Annotated in this window: 15 protein-coding genes; 14 read left to right on the top strand and 1 reads right to left on the bottom strand. The window is 39.6% G+C overall.

Going from position 1 to position 21,436, the window contains the following annotated elements; translation table 11 throughout:
• Positions 1-47 precede the first annotated feature (47 nt).
• Entirely contained in the window at positions 48-2,285 is a 2,238-nt protein-coding gene (locus SJY16_RS10170) for an alpha/beta hydrolase family protein (protein ID WP_377889044.1), read from the bottom strand.
• 93 nt (positions 2,286-2,378) lie between these two features.
• On the opposite strand from SJY16_RS10170, the gene SJY16_RS10165 reads away from it, so the two are divergent.
• The 14 genes from SJY16_RS10165 to SJY16_RS10100 all read left to right on the top strand — a co-directional run bounded on the left by SJY16_RS10165 (position 2,379) and on the right by SJY16_RS10100 (position 21,369).
• Positions 2,379-2,600 (top strand): DUF2553 family protein, encoded by a 222-nt coding sequence (locus SJY16_RS10165; protein ID WP_377889043.1) that lies wholly within the window; start codon positions 2,379-2,381, stop codon positions 2,598-2,600.
• 113 nt (positions 2,601-2,713) lie between these two features.
• Positions 2,714-4,861 (top strand): DNA topoisomerase III, encoded by a 2,148-nt coding sequence (locus tag SJY16_RS10160; protein WP_377889042.1) that lies wholly within the window; start codon positions 2,714-2,716, stop codon positions 4,859-4,861.
• A 143-nt stretch (positions 4,862-5,004) separates the two neighbouring features.
• The gene (gene argC, locus SJY16_RS10155; protein WP_377889041.1) at positions 5,005-6,042 is read left to right on the top strand and encodes an N-acetyl-gamma-glutamyl-phosphate reductase; all 1,038 of its coding nucleotides are present in this window, start codon (positions 5,005-5,007) and stop codon (positions 6,040-6,042) included.
• Positions 6,043-6,067: 25 nt separating this feature from the next.
• Entirely contained in the window at positions 6,068-7,300 is a 1,233-nt protein-coding gene (gene argJ, locus SJY16_RS10150; protein WP_377889040.1) for a bifunctional ornithine acetyltransferase/N-acetylglutamate synthase, read from the top strand.
• On the top strand, positions 7,263-8,144 hold the full coding sequence (gene argB, locus SJY16_RS10145; RefSeq protein ID WP_377889039.1) for an acetylglutamate kinase: 882 nt from the start codon (positions 7,263-7,265) through the stop codon (positions 8,142-8,144). Before argJ ends, argB begins: the two co-directional genes overlap by 38 nt.
• The gene (locus SJY16_RS10140) at positions 8,098-9,267 is read left to right on the top strand and encodes an acetylornithine transaminase (RefSeq protein WP_377889038.1); all 1,170 of its coding nucleotides are present in this window, start codon (positions 8,098-8,100) and stop codon (positions 9,265-9,267) included. The genes argB and SJY16_RS10140 overlap by 47 nt, the downstream gene beginning before the upstream one ends.
• Complete coding sequence (locus SJY16_RS10135; protein ID WP_377889037.1) at positions 9,264-10,343, top strand: carbamoyl phosphate synthase small subunit; 1,080 nt, start codon at positions 9,264-9,266, stop codon at positions 10,341-10,343. The genes SJY16_RS10140 and SJY16_RS10135 overlap by 4 nt, the downstream gene beginning before the upstream one ends.
• Positions 10,330-13,524, top strand: a complete 3,195-nt coding sequence (gene carB, locus SJY16_RS10130; RefSeq protein ID WP_377889036.1) for a carbamoyl-phosphate synthase (glutamine-hydrolyzing) large subunit — start codon at positions 10,330-10,332, stop codon at positions 13,522-13,524. The genes SJY16_RS10135 and carB overlap by 14 nt, the downstream gene beginning before the upstream one ends.
• Before the next feature lie 13 nt (positions 13,525-13,537).
• On the top strand, positions 13,538-14,509 hold the full coding sequence (gene argF / locus SJY16_RS10125; RefSeq protein WP_377889035.1) for an ornithine carbamoyltransferase: 972 nt from the start codon (positions 13,538-13,540) through the stop codon (positions 14,507-14,509).
• Positions 14,510-14,579: 70 nt separating this feature from the next.
• On the top strand, positions 14,580-15,815 hold the full coding sequence (locus SJY16_RS10120) for an argininosuccinate synthase (protein WP_377889034.1): 1,236 nt from the start codon (positions 14,580-14,582) through the stop codon (positions 15,813-15,815).
• 12 nt (positions 15,816-15,827) lie between these two features.
• On the top strand, positions 15,828-17,219 hold the full coding sequence (gene argH / locus SJY16_RS10115) for an argininosuccinate lyase (protein WP_377889033.1): 1,392 nt from the start codon (positions 15,828-15,830) through the stop codon (positions 17,217-17,219).
• 523 nt (positions 17,220-17,742) lie between these two features.
• Positions 17,743-18,621 (top strand): patatin-like phospholipase family protein, encoded by an 879-nt coding sequence (locus SJY16_RS10110; protein ID WP_377889032.1) that lies wholly within the window; start codon positions 17,743-17,745, stop codon positions 18,619-18,621.
• 69 nt (positions 18,622-18,690) lie between these two features.
• Entirely contained in the window at positions 18,691-20,139 is a 1,449-nt protein-coding gene (aldA, locus tag SJY16_RS10105) for an aldehyde dehydrogenase (protein ID WP_377889031.1), read from the top strand.
• A 114-nt stretch (positions 20,140-20,253) separates the two neighbouring features.
• Entirely contained in the window at positions 20,254-21,369 is a 1,116-nt protein-coding gene (locus tag SJY16_RS10100; RefSeq protein ID WP_377889030.1) for an aminopeptidase, read from the top strand.
• Positions 21,370-21,436: the final 67 nt, after the last annotated feature.

Here is a 21,436-nt window from a genome sequence, read left to right as displayed (position 1 = left end):
TAAAAAAGGCTTTCCCTTAAAGATTTGGGAAAGCCTTTTTGTATACTCTATCTCCGGTTAACACCAATATGATCTAAGAATAGTTTACCTCTCTCTGATTCATCAAACTTAAAGCGAATAGAAGTGAGCTTCTCCGGTTGAAAAGAACTGTTTTGATCCATAAATGTTGTCATCGGTATATTGAAGGTTTGTAAAACTGGTTCTGTAGGATCACCAAATCGCGCTTCTTCATAAAATTTTGTTTTCGTATGCTGGATAGGGAGGACCGGATGCATACTCATAACATCACTTATTTGTACACTTGCGGATTCCCCGTTCTCAGAAGTAGCAACAATACTAAAATCCATTACAACTTCTTCCTCGTCAGAAACATTTCCTGCTGTGAAGGTTAAGGCGCTATTCTTATTAAATGAATAAGGGTTTTCCAATAACTTCTTAAACGAAAGCGTATATGAGCCATTCTTTGAATAAGCATGATCCCATTTTAGAAACACTCCGTGATTATCTCTTACTTTATTTCTTCTAAATTCCAATTCACCTTCATACCATTGCAATAATCCCTCGGCATCCATATTGAGATAAGGAGAAGAAGCCGTGGAGACATCTACATCCTCTTCAAAATCACTAAAGATATGATACGAAGGATCCTCATATTTATTAATATAGGTTGTCGAAGGTAGCCATTCTAATGCATATCGATAATCTTCAAACATCGGTACAAAAGATGAATCATCATGAAGGGTTGCCTCTAAAAAACCTGAAACATACGTCTTCGCAATTTGTCGCTGTTCTTTTCCATCTAGAAGAGGTTTTTTATTTAATAAAAGCGTGAATGGAAAGTACGTGTCGTTGTCTCCCCATGTAGTGTTAAACTGTCCATGGTTTGCTCGATCCACATAAAGAGCAGCTTTCATGATATTCTTTCTACCAGTTAAGGTGATTCCATTGAATTGACGGTCGCCTTCAAATTCAGAAAGATCACTGTCGTATGAACCATGTAGGATTAAGTAATTCACATCATTCAATTCAATTTTCCGATCTGCAATTGTATGGTAATCGGTCGGGGCGATTGCAATAACGCTTTTGATATTATACTGAAAGTCGAACCGTTTATATGCGTTGTTTGGATAACGCTCTAACTTATTGAACTTTGCCGCCAGAATAGCTGCTTGTCCACCGCGTGAATGGCCGGTAAGAGCAATGTTCTCGAAATCTACTTTTTCATAAAACGGCGCTTGTTTCTTTGTTGATAGTTTTTCAATTTCTTTTAGATGACTTAATAGCATCCACGCTCTTCCATTAATATCTCCTCCTAAACTACCAGACCAAGAAGAATTCAAGAAATTCTCATCCACTGATACAGTGATAAAACCTCTACTAGCAAGTAATTCACCTAGATAACGATAGCCTTCATCTGAGAAGTCTTCCATCTTGTGATTACCGTGGACCATCAACACTAAAGGGAATTTCCCCTCACCATCAGGCATCCACACCCTACCATTAATAGGGAGGTTTGTATCAGTAAAGCCCCAGAACATTTCACGTAGTTTCGACCAGTCACCAATAAGGGCGGAACCGTTAACAGACGTTGTTTGAACATCTACCTTTTCCCCGAAAACTTCTCTATGTTTGTCTGTACCACTTCCGTAAGTAAACGTTTTTATGTCATATTTACCCGGCAAAGAGGGGTTTTCACTTACTGGAGAGAGGGTTTGTTGCTCGACATGTAATCGTTCTTCAGTTATACCTGGTGTGAACAGCCAATAAAAAAAGATTGCGGTTATTAGGGTTCCAAACGCCAGCATAAAAATAGAAGAAGGTCTCTTCATTCCATGAACGATAGGGTACCCTAAAAAGCCTCCTATGACTAAGCCAATACCTGCAACCAAATAGGCAAGAGGTAAGATGTTCTCAAGAGATTTAAACTGATCAAGTGTATAAATAATTAGTCCAACAGACACAGCTAATGCAGCTATAAAGAAAACTGGAAGCTTCACTAAATATTTTACGAAGAGCTTTACAATGTAGAAGATGACCAACGTACCCAAAACACTCAGGAGTGAGAATATGAGAATATCGATTCCTTTGCCAAGTCCAGTATGGAAATCAAAACCTATCGAAAAAATAAGGAACATCGTCATCAACAATGCCCCATAGGAAGCACCTTTCCACATTCTTTGGAAAACGGTTCTTATATGATTCGACAATCTTAAATAACTTTTTTGGACAACATTTTTCTTACTATGTACCATGCTACGCCGTTCATAATCATGCTGTTGTTCCAAAGATACCCTCCCTTTCTTTTATCATTTCTTCATTATATCAAAGACACCATCCAGTTTGAGCGTGTATTTTCTTTAGGAAAAGAGGGGAAGTTTATGAAAAAAACGGATATTACAAGCATTGTGGTAGGAAAGCTAAACAAAGGTACGATCGACCTTTATAGAAACAAGGTGAAGATAGGAGAATTGAACTTAAACACATCAGTATATAGGGTGAATTCATCCTATGTAGTAGAAAATCATCGAATATACGTTCTAGAAAAAGAACCAGAGGTTATCAAACAATTCGTGTTTGATTGTGATTTAGGTTGGTGTTAATGTAAGATGACTGCTGTCTTATCAGCAGTTTTTTTATGTCCACAACTGTACAGAGTGAGCTATACTGAAATATGAAAACACGTTTTAATCATGATTAAGAAGGGATGTTTTGATTGGAAGCAGTTTGCATTATAGCGGAAAAGCCTGATCAGGGCTCAAGGTTGGCCGCTCCTTATCCTTCTGAAAAAAAACAGGGGTACATATATATTAAGCCCACATCTGATTTCCCAGGTGGCGCATACGTAACATGGGCAGTAGGACACCTTTGTGAACTAGTTCCTCCAGAAACGTACAAAACCGAATGGAAGAAATGGACGTTACAAACCTTACCGATGATACCAGAGCAATTTCAATACCAGGTTTCTAAAAGCAAATGGAAGCAATTTAAGATTATTAAAGAACTTCTTCAAAAGAAAGATGTTGGTTCCATCATTCATGCGGGAGATGCTGGCCGGGAAGGTGAGCTTATCGTCAGGACCATCATCAACCAAACCGGTTGTAAAAAACCGATGCAACGCTTATGGATTTCGTCACTAACAGAAAAAGCGGTAAAAGAAGGATTCAACTCACTACGAGGTGAAAGAGATACGAGAAACTTATATTTCGAAGCCTATGCACGATCATGTGCAGACTGGGTAGTTGGAATTAACGCATCAAGAGCATATACGCTATTATTTAAGCAAAAAGGGATTCAAGATGTATTTTCTGCTGGAAGAGTCCAAACTCCAACGCTTGCACTCGTTGTAAAGCGTGAAAAGGAGATTTCTAATTTTAAATCCGAACCGTTTTGGGAAGTGAAAGGAACATTTGATTATAACGGAGAGAAAGTAATAGGAAAATGGATGAAAGATGATCAAACGAGAGTTGATAATCCTGAGATGGCAAAAGCGATTGCTGCATTCTGCAAGGATAAAACCTGCCAAGCAAGCAAAGTGAAAAAGGAGCGAAAACAGTACAAACCTCCTTACCTTTACCAACTCTCATCACTTCAATCAGCAGCGAATAAAAAGTATAAATTTTCTCCTAAAAAAACACTAGATATTGCACAGAAACTTTATACAAAAGGAATGATTTCTTATCCACGAAGTGATTCCAGTTTTGTTACAACTGAAGAAGCAGCGGAGTTTCCATCGATTCTTTCAAAGCTTCAGAAGCAAGAAGCGTATAAATCCCTTTTCCCTTTAAAGAAACAATCGATTATGAATGATAAACGCTACGTGAATGCTTCAAAAGTAAGTGATCACTATGCCATCATTCCAACAGAACAGGTTCCTAAACTCGATAGACTCTCTGGTGAAGAATCAAAAATCTATGATCTCATCGCAAGAAGCCTTCTCGCTGCACATGAAGATGTAGCAATCGTAGACTATACGACTCTAACGACTCTCGTGGAGGATCGAGCAGAGTTTATTTCAAAAGGGCAAGTAAAAGTCCAAGAGGGTTGGCATAGAGTCATCACCTCCTCCCAAAAGGACGAGGTTCTCCCTCCTATCGTTAAGGGACAGGCGGGTACTGTCATATCAGCAGATGTTATCGAAGGAAAGACGCAGCCTCCGAAACGGTTCACTGAAGGACAGCTTATTACGATGATGAAAACTGCCGGAAAACATCTTGAAGATGAATCCTTAGAGAAAGTCTTAAAGGATACAGAAGGGCTCGGAACAGAAGCCACGCGTGCTGGAATTATTACGATGCTTAAGGACCGAAAGTATATCGAAGTTGTGAAAAACCAGGTGTCAGCTACTGACAAAGGAATCTTACTTATCGACTCGATAGGTGAAGCGGTTCTTGCTAGTCCAGAAATGACTGCGAAATGGGAACAAAGGTTAAAAGAAATAGGTAGTGGAAATGCATCTCCTCAAGTATTTATGGAATCAGTAAAGAAACTTGCTGCAAAGTTAACGGAAGATGCAATTCGGTCATCCGACTCGTGGGATACGAAAGGGGTTACGATCGAGCCATCTACGACTTCAAAAAAAGCTCTCGGTAAAAAAGTAGGAGCGTGTCCTTTATGTAATTCTGACGTGATTGATAAAGGCAAATTGTATGGGTGCAGCGGGTACTCAAAGAACCAATGCTCTTTCACCATTTCAAAACGTATACTCGGAAAACCCGTATCGCAAACAAACGCAAAAAAGATTTTAAAAGATGGCAAATCATCGATTATCAAAGGATTGAAAGGAAAAAAAGGCACGTTTAATGCAGCCTTAGTATGGGACTCTTCTGAAAAGAAACTAACGTTTGAATTTGATAAAAAATAAACCACTTAAAAAACATGCTCCTGATCGGGGGCATGTTTTTTATTCGATTTAAAAAACTTTTAGAAAAAGCAAAAAAGGTATTGTATATATATTCTCCTGTATGTATAATCATTCAATAACGAAGCAATGAAGGAGTGGAAGTAGTGAAAGCAGCTATTGTAGGAGCGAGTGGGTATAGCGGACTAGAATTGATTCGCTTATTGCTCAATCATCCCAACATAAACATCGACACAATCGTATCTCCATCTAATGCAGAAGTAAAAGTAGACCAGGTTTTTCCACACCTTACGGATATCGTCACAACCAAATTTGATTCACTTGATTGTCAAAAGCTCGCAAGTCATGTAGATGTTGTATTTTTTGCTACCCCTGCAGGTGTTAGTTCTGAATATATTCCGACTTTGATTAATCTAGGTGTACTATGCATTGATTTGTCTGGAGATTTCAGACTTAAAGGAGAAGGATTATACGAAGAATGGTATAAACATTCATCACCACCGAAAGAGATGTTAGAAAAAGCAGTCTACGGATTACCGGAATTTTATAGGGAGGAAATCTCCACAGCTACGTTAATTGCAAATCCGGGATGCTATCCGACAGCAACCTTACTTGGTATTTTGCCTATTATCAAAGAGAAGTGGGGTGATCCTTCATCGTTAATTATAGATGGAAAATCGGGTTTATCAGGCGCTGGTCGTAAGACGAATCAAATCACTCATTTTTCAGAAGGTAATGAAAACATTTCAGCTTATAAGCTAGGAAAGCATCAACACATACCTGAGATTGAAGAAGTGCTCTCAGATCAAAGTGACAAGGAAATACAAGTGTCTTTCTCAACGCACCTTATCCCTCTTACTAGAGGAATGATGTGCAGTATGTATATTGATTTGACAGAAGAAAAAACAAGTTTAGAAGTAATTGAACATTATTCATCCTATTACAAAAAACATCCATTCATAAGAATAATGCCTGAGGGAAAATGGCCAACGACTAAAGGAGTGGCAGGTTCGAATTATTGCGATATCGGCATTTCAGTTGACTCAAGAACAAATCGATTAACTGTTATCTCTGTCATTGATAACTTGATGAAAGGTGCGGCAGGTCAAGCGGTACAAAATATGAATCTACGATTTGGTTTTCCTGAACGTACAGGATTAGAACTGTCACCTATATTTCCATAATTCTAGATTGAAAGGATTGAATCGATTGACAACAACAGCGAAGGAAGAAGAACTATTTACAATAGTAGATCAAGGTACCGTCACCTCACCTAAAGGGTTTGAAGCAGGCGGGTTTCATGCCGGATTTAAGCGAAAACGAAAAGATTTAGGTTGGATAATCTCTGATGTTCCTGCAGTTGCAGCAGGCGTATTTACGACGAATTCATTCCAGGCTCCACCTTTAAAAGTTACACAAGATAGCCTTGTTGACGGCACTCTACAAGGAGTCCTTGTAAATTCAGGAAACGCTAATGCGTTTACAGGAAAGAAAGGTCTCGAAGACGCATACGAAATGAGAAAACAGTTTGCGAAAGTAATGAATTTAAATGAATCAGAAACGGCCGTCACCTCGACAGGAGTAATAGGAGAATACCTTCCAATGGATGCGATTATCCAAGGGATAAATGAAATTCCTAATTACCAGGCATCAACAAGTGGCAAGCATTTTGCTGAAGCGATCGTAACGACAGATAAAATCACTAAAGAGGTAGCTGTCACATGCATAATTGATGGAAAAGAAGTAACAATCGGTGGCGCAGCAAAAGGCTCTGGAATGATCAAGCCTAATATGGCGACTATGCTCTCATTCGTTACAACAGATGCAGCAGTAGAAAGAACTGCTTTACAGTCTGCCCTCAATAATATTACGAATCGAACGTATAACATGATTACTGTAGATGGGGAAACAAGTACAAATGATATGGTCCTCCTGATGGCGAACGGGAAAGCAGAGAATTTGCCCTTACATGAAAAACATCCTGATTGGTTGACGTTTATCGGTGCCCTCGAATATGTAAGTCAGCAACTAGCCAAAATGATCGCGAAAGATGGAGAGGGAGCAACCAAATTAGTTGAGGTCCATGTAGACGGCGCAGACTCTAAAGAAGGTGCCAGTGCAATTGCGAAATCAATAGTAGGATCAAACCTTGTGAAAACGGCGATCCACGGTGCAGATGCAAACTGGGGAAGAATAGTATGCGCTATTGGCTACAGTGGAGAAAAGGTCGATGAAGAATCGCTCTCCATTTCGATCGGACCGATTAAAATAGTTGATAAAGGGATTACGGCAGCTTTTTCGGAAGAAAAAACTAAGCAATATCTTGAAGAAGATACAATTCATATCTTTATAGATATAAATAAAGGCAATGAAAAAGCAGTAGCATGGGGGTGTGACCTTTCCTATGACTATGTCAGGATCAATGCATCATACCGCACGTGAGGAAGATAATACGAATTATTTTGTAATTAAATGTGGAGGAAGCGTCCTCAAACAGCTGCCTAATGAATTCTACCATGACATTGTCAAACTAAAAAAAGAGTACAATATCCATCCGGTTATTGTTCATGGTGGTGGGCCAGAAATTTCTGAAATGCTTGAAAAGGCATCGATTGAAACCCAATTTGCGGATGGATTGCGAGTGACTACTGATGAAATGGTGGACATTGTAGAAATGGTCCTTAGCGGTAAAATTAATAAGCGAATTGTTAAGAAAATCTATCAAGCTGGTGGAAATGCAGTGGGAGTCAGTGGAGTAGACGGTGCAATGTTTACATGTGAGGTTACTGACCGAGCACTCGGTCGGGTAGGTAGCATCAAAAACGTAGATGCTGATTTGATCACTCAGCTTTCAGAAAGTGGTTATATTCCTATCGTTTCTCCGATTAGCATGGATGAGAACGGAGAAACTCTCAACATCAATGGTGACGAAGCCGCTTCTGCTGTGGCGAAAGCACTAGAAGCAGAAATTTGCCTAGTAAGTGACATTCCTGGAATTTATGAAATCGTTGATGGAAAGCAGGTGGTCTTCCCACTCCTTAATGAGGAAAAGATTACGAGATTAATAGATAATGGCGTTATTTTCGGTGGAATGATTCCAAAAGTAAAGGGTGCTTTATCCGCTCTATCCGAACAAGTTCGGTCCGTGATCATATTAGATGGAAGAGAAACAAAAGCTCTCCGCAAAGCAGTAGAACATGGACAGATAGGCACACGAATCATAAGAAAGGAGCTAGGTGATGTCACAGCAAACGAAACAGTCAGAAAGTCTTATGAAAACCTATAACCGGCTTCCTATAACAGTTGAAAAAGGAATGGGAAGTTATCTCTATGATACTGATGGAAAGCAATACCTCGATTTCACTTCAGGAATTGCCACTTGTAATCTCGGTCATCAACCGTTGGCGGTTAAACAAGCATTAACTGAGCAACTTGATTCACTATGGCATTGTTCCAACTTGTACAATATACCTAAACAAGAGGAGCTAGCTAGCCTTCTTACTAAAAACAGCTGCTTTGACCAAGCGTTTTTCTGTAACAGTGGGACAGAAGCTAATGAAGCAGCAATTAAACTAGCGAGGAAGTGGAGTGGAAAGGAATCGATTGTTACCTTTACGAACTCATTTCACGGGCGTACTCTCGGGTCATTATCAGCAACAGCGCAAACGAAACTTCATGAAGGATTCGGATCGCTGTTAAATGGTTTTCACTTTCTACCTTTTAATGAATACGAAAGCCTATCAAAAATCGAAGAGTTAAAACCAGCAGCTGTGATGTTTGAGCTCGTTCAGGGGGAAGGAGGCGTAAGGCCTGCTAATAAGGAGTGGATTGATGAGCTAGTTACAACTTGCAAAACCAATGGAATTTTATTAATCGTAGATGAAGTTCAAACTGGTATCGGAAGAAGCGGTACGCTATTTGCTTATGAACAATATGGGTTTGAACCAGATGTGACGACACTTGCTAAAGGGCTTGGATCTGGTTTTCCAATAGGAGCAATGCTCGCAAAATCATCGGTAGCATCCTCATTCGGTCCTGGCACCCACGGCAGTACATTTGGAGGTAACCCTCTTGCATGTGCAGCTGGTGTAGAAACAATTAAACAAGTTACTGCTTTACTACCGAAAATTAGAGAGATTGCTACCTTCTTCGAGCAAGAGTTACGGGAATTAGAACAATCCACACCTTCTATTATTGAAATAAGGGGACTAGGTCTTTTGATCGGTGTAGAGGTGGAAAATGCAGCTCCTTTTGTTGAGAAGCTGAGAGAGCAAGGTGTCCTCATTTTAACAGCTGGACCAAATGTAATTAGAATATTACCACCGCTAACTGTGAGTTATGAGGAAATCCAACATTTTATCACTGTGTTAAAAGATGTATTTGAACAGCAAGGAGCGGTTCATCAATGAAGAAAGGGTATCTCATCTTAGAAAACGGAGCTGTTTTTGAAGGAGAATTAAAGGGTGATGAAATAGAAGCATTCGGAGAAGTAGTCTTTAATACAAGTATGACCGGTTATCAAGAAATCGTCTCTGATCCTTCATATGCAGGGCAAATCGTCGTATTTTGCTATCCCCAGATTGGAAATTACGGGTTGAACGAGCTTGATAATGAATGTGATCAACTTTTCTTGCACGGTGTCGTAACAGGAGAACAGTGTGAAAGTCCAAGTCACTATTTATCAAAAACCTCATTTTCATCAGGACTGCAAGATAAGAAGGTTCCATCGTTAACGGGTGTCGATACAAGAGCATTAGTTAAACTCTTAAGAGGACATGGAACGATGAAGGGTAGAATTACAGATCAATCACCAAGCGAAGCTGTTAGTGATTGGACGTTTAGCAAACAGTATGTCCCACTTGTCTCAACAAAGAAAATCACTCACTATCCAGCAAATGGCCCACGCGTCATTCTAGTGGACTATGGATACAAGAAATCCATTTTGACTTCGTTACAGGAGCTTGGATGTGATGTGACAGTCGTTCCATTCAACACTAGTTTTGAAAAAATAGCTGCTCTTAATCCAGCGGGCGTGGTATTGAGTAATGGTCCAGGGGATCCACAAGAACTATCTCCTCACTTCCATACGATTCGAAAAATAAGTGAAGCTTATCCTGTGCTCGGAATCTGCCTTGGTCATCAGTTATTAGCCCTTGCTCATGGAGCCACAACACGTAAGTTGTTATTTGGTCATAGAGGATCGAATCATCCTGTAAAACATATGAAGACAGGGAAAGTGTATATTACTTCGCAGAATCATGGTTATGAAGTCGTAAAGGAGAGTCTTGAAGAAACGAATTTCAGTGTCACCTTTACCAATATTAACGATAAAACAGTCGAGGGCTTAAAGCATAACAAATATAGCATTGAATCAGTTCAATTCCATCCAGAAGCTCATGCAGGTCCTTCAGATACTGTGTTTTTATTTGAAGCGTTTTTACAGCAAATCTTACAAACAGGAGAACATCACTATGCCTTTACGTAAAGAATTGAAAAAAGTCGTTATTGTTGGCTCAGGACCGATCGTGATTGGCCAGGCCGCAGAATTTGATTATGCAGGTACCCAGGCGTGTCTTGCTTTAAAAGAAGAAGGGATCGAGGTTATTTTAATCAACAATAATCCAGCGACCATTATGACGGATCGTTCGATCGCTGATCGTGTATATTTGGAGCCGATGACGCTCGAATATGTGGAAGAAATACTAAAGAAAGAGCAACCAGATGGAATAATAGGAACTTTAGGCGGTCAAACAGGCTTAAACATAGCGGTGAACCTTTATGAGAAAGGGATTCTAGAAAAACATAATGTTGAACTTCTTGGAACTTCTGTAGAGTCAATACAAAATGGTGAAGATCGAGAGAAATTCAGACAAAAGATGATCGATATCGGTGAGTCAGTTCCTGAATCAAAAATTGCGCTTACAAAAAAAGAAGCATTAGCGTTTGCATCAGAAATTGGATATCCGATTATGGTTAGACCAGCATATACCCTTGGCGGAGAAGGCGGAGGCTTTGCAGCCAATGGTACGGAATTGAGTGAGATTGTAGAAAGAGGATTATCACTAAGTCCGATCAATCAGGTGCTAATTGAAAAGAGTATGCTGGGGTGGAAAGAAATCGAGTATGAGGTCATGCGTGACAAAAATGATACGTGTATGATCGTATGCAACATGGAAAATATGGATCCTGTTGGTATTCATACTGGTGACTCGATCGTAGTAGCTCCTTCTCAAACATTAAACGATTACCAGTATCAGATGCTACGTGACGTTTCCTTGAAAGTGATTAGAGCGCTTGATGTCATCGGTGGATGTAATATACAGATTGGATTGAACCCAGAATCAAATGACTATTATATTATCGAAGTAAACCCAAGGGTAAGTCGTTCGTCAGCACTTGCTTCAAAAGCAACCGGGTATCCAATCGCTCGTATGGCAGCGAAATGTGCAATTGGCTACACGCTCGATGAATTACCAAATCCAATAACAGGGACGACATTCGCAGCTTTTGAACCTGCATTAGATTATCTTGTTGTTAAACTACCTAGATTTCCATTTGATAAGTTTCCTGAAGGAGACCGCGTGTTAGGTACACAGATGAAGGCTACTGGGGAAGTAATGGCGATCGATCGTAGTTTTGAAGGTGCTCTGAATAAGGCTGTTCGCTCACTTGAAATCGGTCGGTATGCACTAACTGGTGATTTCTATACTGAGTTAAACGATGCAGAACTTCTGCATAAATTAACGATTCCTACAGATGAGCGATTGTTTGTGATTGGAGAAGCTTTTGAAAGAGGATTTACGATTGAAGATATTCAACATCATACGTCAATTGACACCTGGTTTCTTGTAAAGATAAAAAAGATCGTGGACAGTGAACGTGCATTGAAGGAATCAAACAAACTACCTTCTGAACTACTTATTCAGTCAAAGAAACTTAATATTAGCGACTCCTTCATTGCGAATGCAACTGGAAAAAGTCTCGACGACATTCGTGAACAGTGTAAACAATTAGGCTTCACTCGAGGAATGAAGCAGGTCGATACATGTGCAGGAGAGTTCGAAGCTGTCACACCTTATTTCTATTCAACCTTCCTTGGAAAAGATGAAGCGGAAGATCAAGCAGAACCCTCGATTCTTATTCTTGGTTCAGGACCTATACGTATTGGTCAAGGCGTTGAGTTTGATTATTGTTCCGTACATGCAACTCTCGCTGTGAAGAAATTCGGGTACCGCTCAGTTGTAATGAATAATAATCCAGAAACTGTTAGCACTGATTACTCGATCGCTGACCGTTTATACTTTGAGCCTCTTGCAATTGAAGATGTTCTAGCAGTTATAGAGAAGGAAAACATTACTGGGGTTGCTGTGCAATTCGGAGGCCAAACCGCTGTGAACCTTGCAGAAGAACTGCATGAAAGAGGTATTCCTGTGCTGGGAACCCCTGTTGAAAACATTAACAAAGTAGAAGATCGAGACCAGTTTTACAAACTACTCGATTCGTTAAGTATTCCTTACATCGAAGGCAGAATGGCTTACAAGCCTGAAGAAATGGTGAAGCTTGCAGAAGAATTGACGTTCCCGATCATTGTAAGACCTTCCTACGTCATCGGTGGACAGAATATGTTTATTTTCAGAAATATGGATGAACTGAAACGATATACAAAAAAGCTTGATACAAGTTCGAAGAAGATGTGGCCATTCCTTTTAGATCGTTTTGTTGAAGGAACGGAATGTGAAGTAGATGTCATATGTAATGGGAAGGATATCGCGATTCCCGGTATTATGGAGCATCTTGAAAGAGCGGGGGTCCATTCTGGAGATAGTACGGCTATTTATCCACCAATATCGTTAACAAATGACCAGAAACAGAAGATCACTACCTATTCTGAAAATCTATCGAAAGCGCTAGATTGTAGGGGACTAATGAACATTCAATTTGTAATTAGTGAGGGTATTATTTACGTCCTAGAAATCAATCCGAGAGCCTCGAGAACTGTTCCTTTGATGAGCAAAGTAACGAATGTTCCGATCGTGGAGTGGGCGATTGAAGCACAACTAAACAAAAAAAGTGAACTTCCACAACGAGGTCTATTGAAAGAGCAATCCTATTACACTGTTAAATTCCCGATCTTTTCAAACGGAAAGTTAAAGAATGTAGATCACGTCTTAGGACCTGAAATGAAGTCAACTGGCGAAGTACTCGCTATTGCAAATACAGTAGATGAAGCTTTAAGTAAAGCTATTCTTCCAACTGTAGAAGAAGGCCTCCCAAAAGCAATACTATGCTCGGTTAGCAATGAAGCGAAAGAAGCAGCCATTCCTTTACTTGATGATTTATCGAAAAGAGGCGTCAAGTTATATGCAACACCTGGTACTAACCTCTTTTTAGAGGTCAATGGTATTCCCTCTACGAAAGTGGGGAAGGACGTTTCTAACATTGAAAAGCTTATTAGTGAAAAAATCGATGCAATTATCTCCATCCCAACAGTAGGACGAGAAAAGGACCGTTCAGGTTTCCAGATAAGAGCACTTGGGACACGCTATAAAATCCCATGCTTTACACACCTCGACACTTTACAATTAATTAACATGAGTGATCCAAAGATAACATCCGTAACTTCAATACAAGAATGGCAGAAAGCTTCACAAACATATGCGTACTAGAAAGGATGATTAGATGAGTCAATCATTGCAATATAAAGAGAAAGATATTGAAGCTAGGTTAAAAGGTAAAGATTTCTTAACAATAAATGATCTTTCGACAGATGAGTTACTGTATCTATTAAAAGTGGCAGATGAATTAAAACATCTACAAAAACAAGGGATACCACATGAAGAACTTAAAGGGAAAGTCCTGGGAATGATTTTCGAGAAATCTTCCACGCGAACTCGTGTCTCTTTTGAAGTAGCTATGCTACAGCTTGGAGGTCATGCGCTATTTCTTAGTTCAAAAGACATTCAATTAGGGCGTGGAGAGACGATAGAAGATACTGCAAATGTTCTAGCGGGGTATCTCGATGGCGTTATGATTCGAACGTTCGGGCATGAAACAATTGAACGTTTTGCACAGGCATCTTCTATACCAGTTATCAACGGACTCACTGACCTTCATCACCCAGCACAAATCTTAGCTGATCTTCTAACAATCTTAGAACATAAAGGGTACTTGAATGGTCTGAAAGCAGCCTATTTCGGTGATGGTAACAATGTTGCACACTCTTTATTAGAAGGAGCCGCAAAAGTAGGGATGCATTTTTCAATTGCTTGTCCTGAAGGTTATGAACCTGATGAAACCATTTTGGCGAATGCGAGAGAAACGGCAAAAGTTACGGGCGCTATCATTGAAGTGACAACCGATCCAGAAGTTGCTGTAAATGGAGCCGATGTTCTCATTACAGATGTATGGGCGAGCATGGGCCAGGAAGAAGAACAAAAAGAACGTGAAGGCGTGTTTGAACCGTATCAAGTAAATGAAGAATTATGTATAAAGGCGAACGAAAAATACATCTTTATGCATTGTCTCCCGGCGCACCGTGGAGAAGAAGTTACAGCCGGGGTTATAGACGGTCCACATTCAGTTGTTTACCAGGAAGCGGAAAATCGTCTACACGCTCAAAAAGCACTTTTAAAAATTTTATTAAAAAATTGATTTTTTTTGATGCATTTTGAATAAATATACGTTAGTATATATATTAATACAAAGATAAGGAGTGGATCACATGAGTAAAGAGAAACTGATTCTTGCTTATTCCGGAGGACTCGATACTTCAATTTCAATTAAATGGCTTCAAGAAAAATATAATTATGAGGTTATCGCTCTCGGACTTGATGTTGGAGAAGGTAAAGATCTAGAAACCATTAAAGATAAAGCGCTGAAAGTTGGCGCTTCGAAAGCATATATGATTGAAGGGAAAGAACTACTTGCAGAAGAGTATCTCTTACCAGCGTTAAAAGCAAATGCACTATACGAAGGAAAGTATCCACTTTCCTCAGCTCTTTCACGTCCTTTGATTTCTAAGCTTCTCGTAGAAGCAGCCGAAAAAGAAGGAGCAACAGCTGTTGCTCACGGGTGTACTGGTAAAGGAAATGATCAGGTGCGTTTTGAGGTTTCCATTCAAGCATTAAATCCTGATTTAAAAGTGATCGCTCCTGTCCGTGAGTGGGGAATGACGCGTGACGAACAAATTGCGTATGCAGAAGAAAAAGGGATCCCGATTCCAGTTAAGTTAGATAATCCGTTTTCAATTGATGCTAATATTTGGGGGCGTGCTTGTGAAGCTGGTGTCCTTGAAGACCCTTGGGCGGAAGCGCCCGAAGCAGCATTTGACTGGACGGCACCAATCGAAATGACTCCAAACAAACCAGAATACATCGAAGTGGATTTTGAAGAAGGACGTCCAGTAGCTTTGAATGGAGAAACGTTAGGACTCGTTGATTTAATCGAGAAACTAAACGAAATCGGTGGAAAGCATGGGATCGGTCGTATCGATCACATTGAGAATCGTCTTGTCGGTATTAAATCAAGAGAAGTATATGAAAATCCAGGAGCTCTGATCTTGATCAATGCTCATAAAGAACTTGAATTCTTAACTCATACACGTGAAGTATCACAATTTAAAACAACGGTCGATCAACAAATGTCTAAGTTGATTTACGATGGTTTATGGTATTCACCACTTCGTCAGGCTCTTGAAGGATTTATTAATGAAACACAGAAAGTGGTTAACGGGAAGATACGCATCAAACTTCATAAGGGCACAAATACAGTAGTTGGACGTAAGTCTGAGAATTCACTTTACAATGAACAACTAGCGACGTATCTAAAAGGAGACCTATTTGATCACGAAGCGGCTGTTGGATTTATTAAACTTTGGGGTCTACCAACAAAAGTAAATGCCGAAGTTCATAAAACAACAAGTGCTGAAGGTCTCAAAAAGCAAAAAGTTCATCAATAAGGAGAGGTTAGTGTGTCTAAGTTATGGGGAGGGCGCTTTACAAAACAAACCAACAAACTCGTTGAAGAATACACAGCGTCCATTCAATTTGATAAAGAATTAGCAGAAGAAGATATCGAAGGTAGTCTCGCCCATGTTCAAATGCTTTCTGAGTGTGGCGTAATCACAAAGAATGACATGGAGGAGATCAAACGAGGGTTATCGATCGTTCTAGAGAAAATTCAATCTGGTGAGTTTGAATACGATGTATCTCATGAGGATATTCATATGAACATCGAAAACGCGCTCATTGAGGAAATTGGTCCTGTAGGTGGAAAACTTCACACAGGGAGAAGCAGAAATGATCAGGTTGCTACAGACATGCATATGTATCTTGTGAAGAAAGTAAAGCAATTCATTACTCATATTGAATTGGTCCAAGAAGCAATTCTTACACAAGCTGAAGAACATTTGGAAACTGTTTTACCGGGATACACTCACTTACAACGTGCCCAACCAGTTTCATTTGCTCATCACATACTTGCATACTTCTGGATGTTCGAACGTGATAAAGAAAGGTTTCAAGATAGTTTGAAACGTTCGAACATGCTACCACTTGGAGCAGGCGCTCTTGCTGGAACAACATTTCCTATCGACAGACATCGTACTGCAGAGCTACTTGGATTTGATTCTGTGTACCCCAACAGTATGGACGCTGTTAGCGATCGTGATTTCATTCTTGAATTCTTATCGAATGCCTCTATGCTTATGATGCACATGTCTCGATTATCAGAAGAGATGGTGATTTGGAGCAGTCAGGAATTTCAGTTCATTGAACTTGATGATTCATTCTGTACAGGATCTAGCATTATGCCTCAAAAAAAGAATCCAGATGTACCTGAGTTATTAAGAGCGAAAACGGGGCGAGTTTATGGTAATCTCTTCAGTTTACTCACAGTCTTAAAAGGGTTACCGCTTGCTTATAACAAAGATATGCAGGAAGACAAAGAAGGCATGTTTGACACAGCTAAGACGCTCGATGGAGCATTGCAACTACTTGCACCAATGATTGCAACGATGAACGTAAAGAAAGAAAATATGAAACAAGCTGTTAATGAAGATTATTCAAATGCTACAGATATTGCAGATTATCTTGTGAATAAAGGCATGACCTTCAGAAAATCGCATGAAATGATAGGGAAAATCGTTCTTCATTGTATCCAAGAGAACAAGTATTTATTGGACCTTAGTTTAGATGAATACAAAAAATTCACTCCATTATTTGAGGAAGATGTCTTTGAAATCCTAAAACCATATCATGTAATGAATGCAAGAAAAAGTTATGGTGGGACATCACCAGAACAAATACAGAACCAGCTCAACCTAGCCAAAGAGCACCTAAAGGTAGAGGAAAGAATCACATAAAGAAAGGGCCCTACCCTTATGGATAAGACCCTTTTGAAGAAGGAAGGTTAGCTTTTGCTAATAAAGCGATGGGGTAAAACGGTAATTGTCTTTTGGAGACACCTCTTTCTAATGAAAGTTGTTAGAGCCTTGTATTCCAACAGAGTTGTTCAACGCGACCATCTCCCTAGATAAGTTATCCGTAATTCCTTTTGCACTTTTAACTTCCCTCTTCAAAATATATGATGCTCATATTGCTCATTGATTATTCAACTTTTTTAGAATTTCTTTCATAAGTTGAATACCGCTTGCTTTCATCTGGACGAACGCCCGAGAGTCAAGCGGTATTCACTCCTACGGGGTCAACGAGCATCTTGGAGCGGAAATACCCCCTATAACCGTGGCAGAAGGTCCTTAAGACTTTCTCGACACAACGAAACTCCTGCCTTTGCAGGTTTTTTTTATTCTTAACGAACCTTGAGCTAAACACCGTAATCCCTTACACTAATAGTAAGAAAAAAATGTAAATAAAGGGGGCTCATCATTGCAATCGATCGGATTAGTTCTAGAAGGTGGCGGTATGAGGGGAGTATATACCGCAGGAGTACTTGAATATTTTATGGAGCATGACCTTTATTTTCCTTACGTAATCGGAGTATCAGCAGGAGCTTGCAATGCAGCCTCTTATCTTTCCAGACAGCAGGGCAGAAATAGGAAAGTAACGATCGATTATATAAATCATCCTGAATATTTGTCTTACAAAAACCTAATCAGTAAAAAACAACTCTTTGGTATGGATTTAATCTTTAGTGACATACCGACGAAACATGTACCATTTGATTTCGAAGCATTCGCATCTACTACAGAACAGTTTATTGTAGGTACGACAGATACATTCACAGGTGAAGCAGTTTATTTTCAAAATGAGAAAAGCCAGGAACAACTTCTTTCAATCTTGAGAGCTTCTAGCTCATTACCTTTTATGGCACCACCAGTGAAGGTGCAGGATAAGCTACTCTTAGATGGAGGTATAGCAGACCCTATTCCGATTTTTAAATCAAAAAGCGATGGTAATCCGTTAAATGTTGTTGTCTTAACTAGGAACGCCGGGTATAGAAAGAAAAAATCAAAGTTTTCCTGGTTAATCAAACGACTATATAAGAAAAACCCACCACTTGCCTCTGCAATCAACTCTAGATATGAACGATACAATCGAACACTCGAGCATATTGAATCAAATCCTGAGCAGTATTATGTCATTCAACCATCAAAACCTTTAGAAGTCGACCGAATCGAACGGTCGGAAGAAAGGCTATCAGCACTTTATGACCAAGGGTACGAAGATACCAAACAGCATCATGAGAGTTTACAAAAATGGATCCAAATTCACCAACAAGGTTCTGATGAATTAAACACACCATAACCACCTAATATGTTTTGGAGTGTTTTTTTCTGGGAATATTTCCTCCATCAACATGCAGGAGGTATCATAATGAAACGTTATCAGCTTTATATAAACGGTGAATTTACAAATAGTAATAGTGACGAAATGGTTGATGTAATAAATCCAGCTACTGAAGAAACGATTTCACGAATTCCATTAGGTGATGAAAAAGATATTGAACGTGCGATTTCTGCGGCAAAAGCTTCACAAAAAGATTGGGAAGCGAAAACATCGATCGAACGTGCAGACTACTTATATAAGATTGCAGATAGCATAGAAAAGGAAAAACAAACGTTCATTACGATGCTCACTGAAGAAAATGGAAAGACGGTAGATGCTTCAAAAGCAGAAGTAGAGCTAACGATTGATTACTTCAGATATATGGCAGGTTGGGCACGACGTTATGAGGGTGAAGTTCTACCTAGCGATCGTCCTAATGAAAACATTATGGTATTCAAAAAACCAATCGGTGTCGTTGGTGGAATTGTGCCTTGGAATTTCCCAATGTTTATCTTTGCAAGAAAAGTAGCTCCAGCGTTTGTAACAGGGTGTCCAATCATTATTAAACCTAGCCAATATACGCCAAACACAGCATGTGAACTCTCTACAATCATACATGAAATAGGTGTACCTAAAGGTGTATTCAACCTTGTGACTGGAAAAGGTTCTGATATTGGTAACCCACTAGCTTCATCTCCTGATGTAGCGATGATTAGTTTGACAGGAAGTTATCCAGCGGGTTCTAAAGTAATGGAAGCAGCAGCAAAAAACATTACGAAAGTTAACCTTGAGCTAGGTGGTAAGGCTCCAGCTATTGTTACCAAACATGCGAATATAGACCTAGCTGTTGAGAAAATTACTACATCAAGAATTACAAATAATGGACAAGCTTGTACAAATGCAGAAAGAGTGTATGTTCATGAAGATATCGCAGATGAATTTATTGAGAAAATCACACAATCCTTCAAAGATACAAAAGTTGGAGATTCTCTGAATGAAGAGGGGTGCGATATTGGGCCACTTGTAAATAAAGAACAGCTTGAATCAGTTGAAGAGATGGTCAACAACGCCGTTGAAGTAGGCGCTATAGTTAACACAGGCGGTAAAAGAATCGAGCGCGATAAAGGTTTTTATTTTAAACCAACCGTATTAACTGCCGTATCACAAGATATGGAGATTATACAAGAAGAAATCTTTGGGCCTGTCCTTCCGATTGTAACGTACAGTGACTTCGATAAAGTACTAGAAGCTGCGAACGACACTCGTTATGGTCTGTCATCTTCTATTTTTAGTGATAACATCCATGAAGTCATGAGAGCATCTAATGAACTTAAGTACGGTGAAACCTATGTAAACCGGGAGAACTTTGAAGCAGTTCAAGGCTTCCATGCAGGAATGGGTCAATCTGGTATTGGCGGTGCTGATGGAAAGCACGGCTTGAATGAATATCTTAAGACACATGTAATCTACATGGAATATGACCAGGATATTAAGTAATAACAAACCGGAGGTCAACTCCGGTTTTCTTCTGTTCCTTTAGAATTATTTGAAGGTTAGATGAGACAGTGCTTATAATATAGAAGTAAAGTCAATTAGGAAAAGAGGGAGAATATGATCGATTCTCGTATTAAGAAGTTAGCAGAAAATCTTGTTCACTATTCTACAAGAATTGAAAAAGGGGAACATGTACTAATCGAGGCTTTTAATGTAGATAACTCACTCGTGAGGAGCCTAATCAAAGAGGTACATAAAGTAGGTGGATTTCCACATGTGAACCTTCGCGATAATCAGGTTATACGAGATCTTTTGATTGAAGCAACAGAAGAACAGATCGAAGCTTGGACTGAAAATGATCTTCGTCAGATGGAACGAATGGATGCATATATTGGTATTCGCGGTGCAGAAAACATCAATGAATTTGCTGATGTACCAGAAGCGAAAATGGCATTATTCAACCAAATTTACAAAACGAAGGTCCATAGCGACCAGCGTGTAAAGAATACGAAATGGGTTGTGATGAGGTACCCTAACCCAGCCATGGCACAGCTTTCTAGTATGAGTACGGAAGCCTTTGAAGATTATTATTTTGACGTATGTACGATGGACTATGCGAAAATGAATGAAGCAATGGATGCACTTGTAGATAGGATGAATCGTGCAGATTCTGTTCGAATCGTTTCACCTGATACGAACTTGAGTTTTTCGATCAAGGACATCCCTGCAGTTAAATGTGCAGGTGAGTTAAATATCCCTGATGGAGAAGTGTTTACAGCTCCAGTTGTAGATAGTGTAGATGGGGTAATCACGTACAATACTCCTTCACCTTATAATGGATTTGTATTTGAAGATGTCCAACTGACATTTGAAAACGGAAAGATTATCGATGCTACAGCAAACGATACGGAACGGTTGAATAGCATTTTGGATACGGATGATGGCGCAAGGTTCATTGGAGAATTCGCGATCGGTGTTAACCCTTATATCCGGGAACCTATGAAAGACATCTTGTTCGATGAAAAAATCGATGGTTCGTTCCATTTTACTCCAGGGCAGTCTTACGACGAAGCACCTAATGGTAATAACTCAGCTGTTCACTGGGATATGGTGTTGATTCAAAGACCTGAATATGGTGGAGGAGAAATTTGGTTCGATGACGAGTTAATTCGAAAAGATGGAAAGTTTGTACCAGAGTATCTAGAAGGTTTAAATCCAGAGAATTTAAAGTAATAATATGTGGCGCATCTACGGATGCGCTTTTTTACGTACAAATGACCAATCACATTCCTGAAGGTTT

The sequence above is a fragment of the Alkalihalobacillus sp. R86527 genome (genome assembly GCF_042466185.1).
GTDB lineage: Bacteria > Bacillota > Bacilli > Bacillales > Guptibacillaceae > Guptibacillus.
The sequence above is the reverse complement of the archived record's forward strand: the minus strand, read 5'-3'. Positions and strand labels throughout refer to the sequence as shown.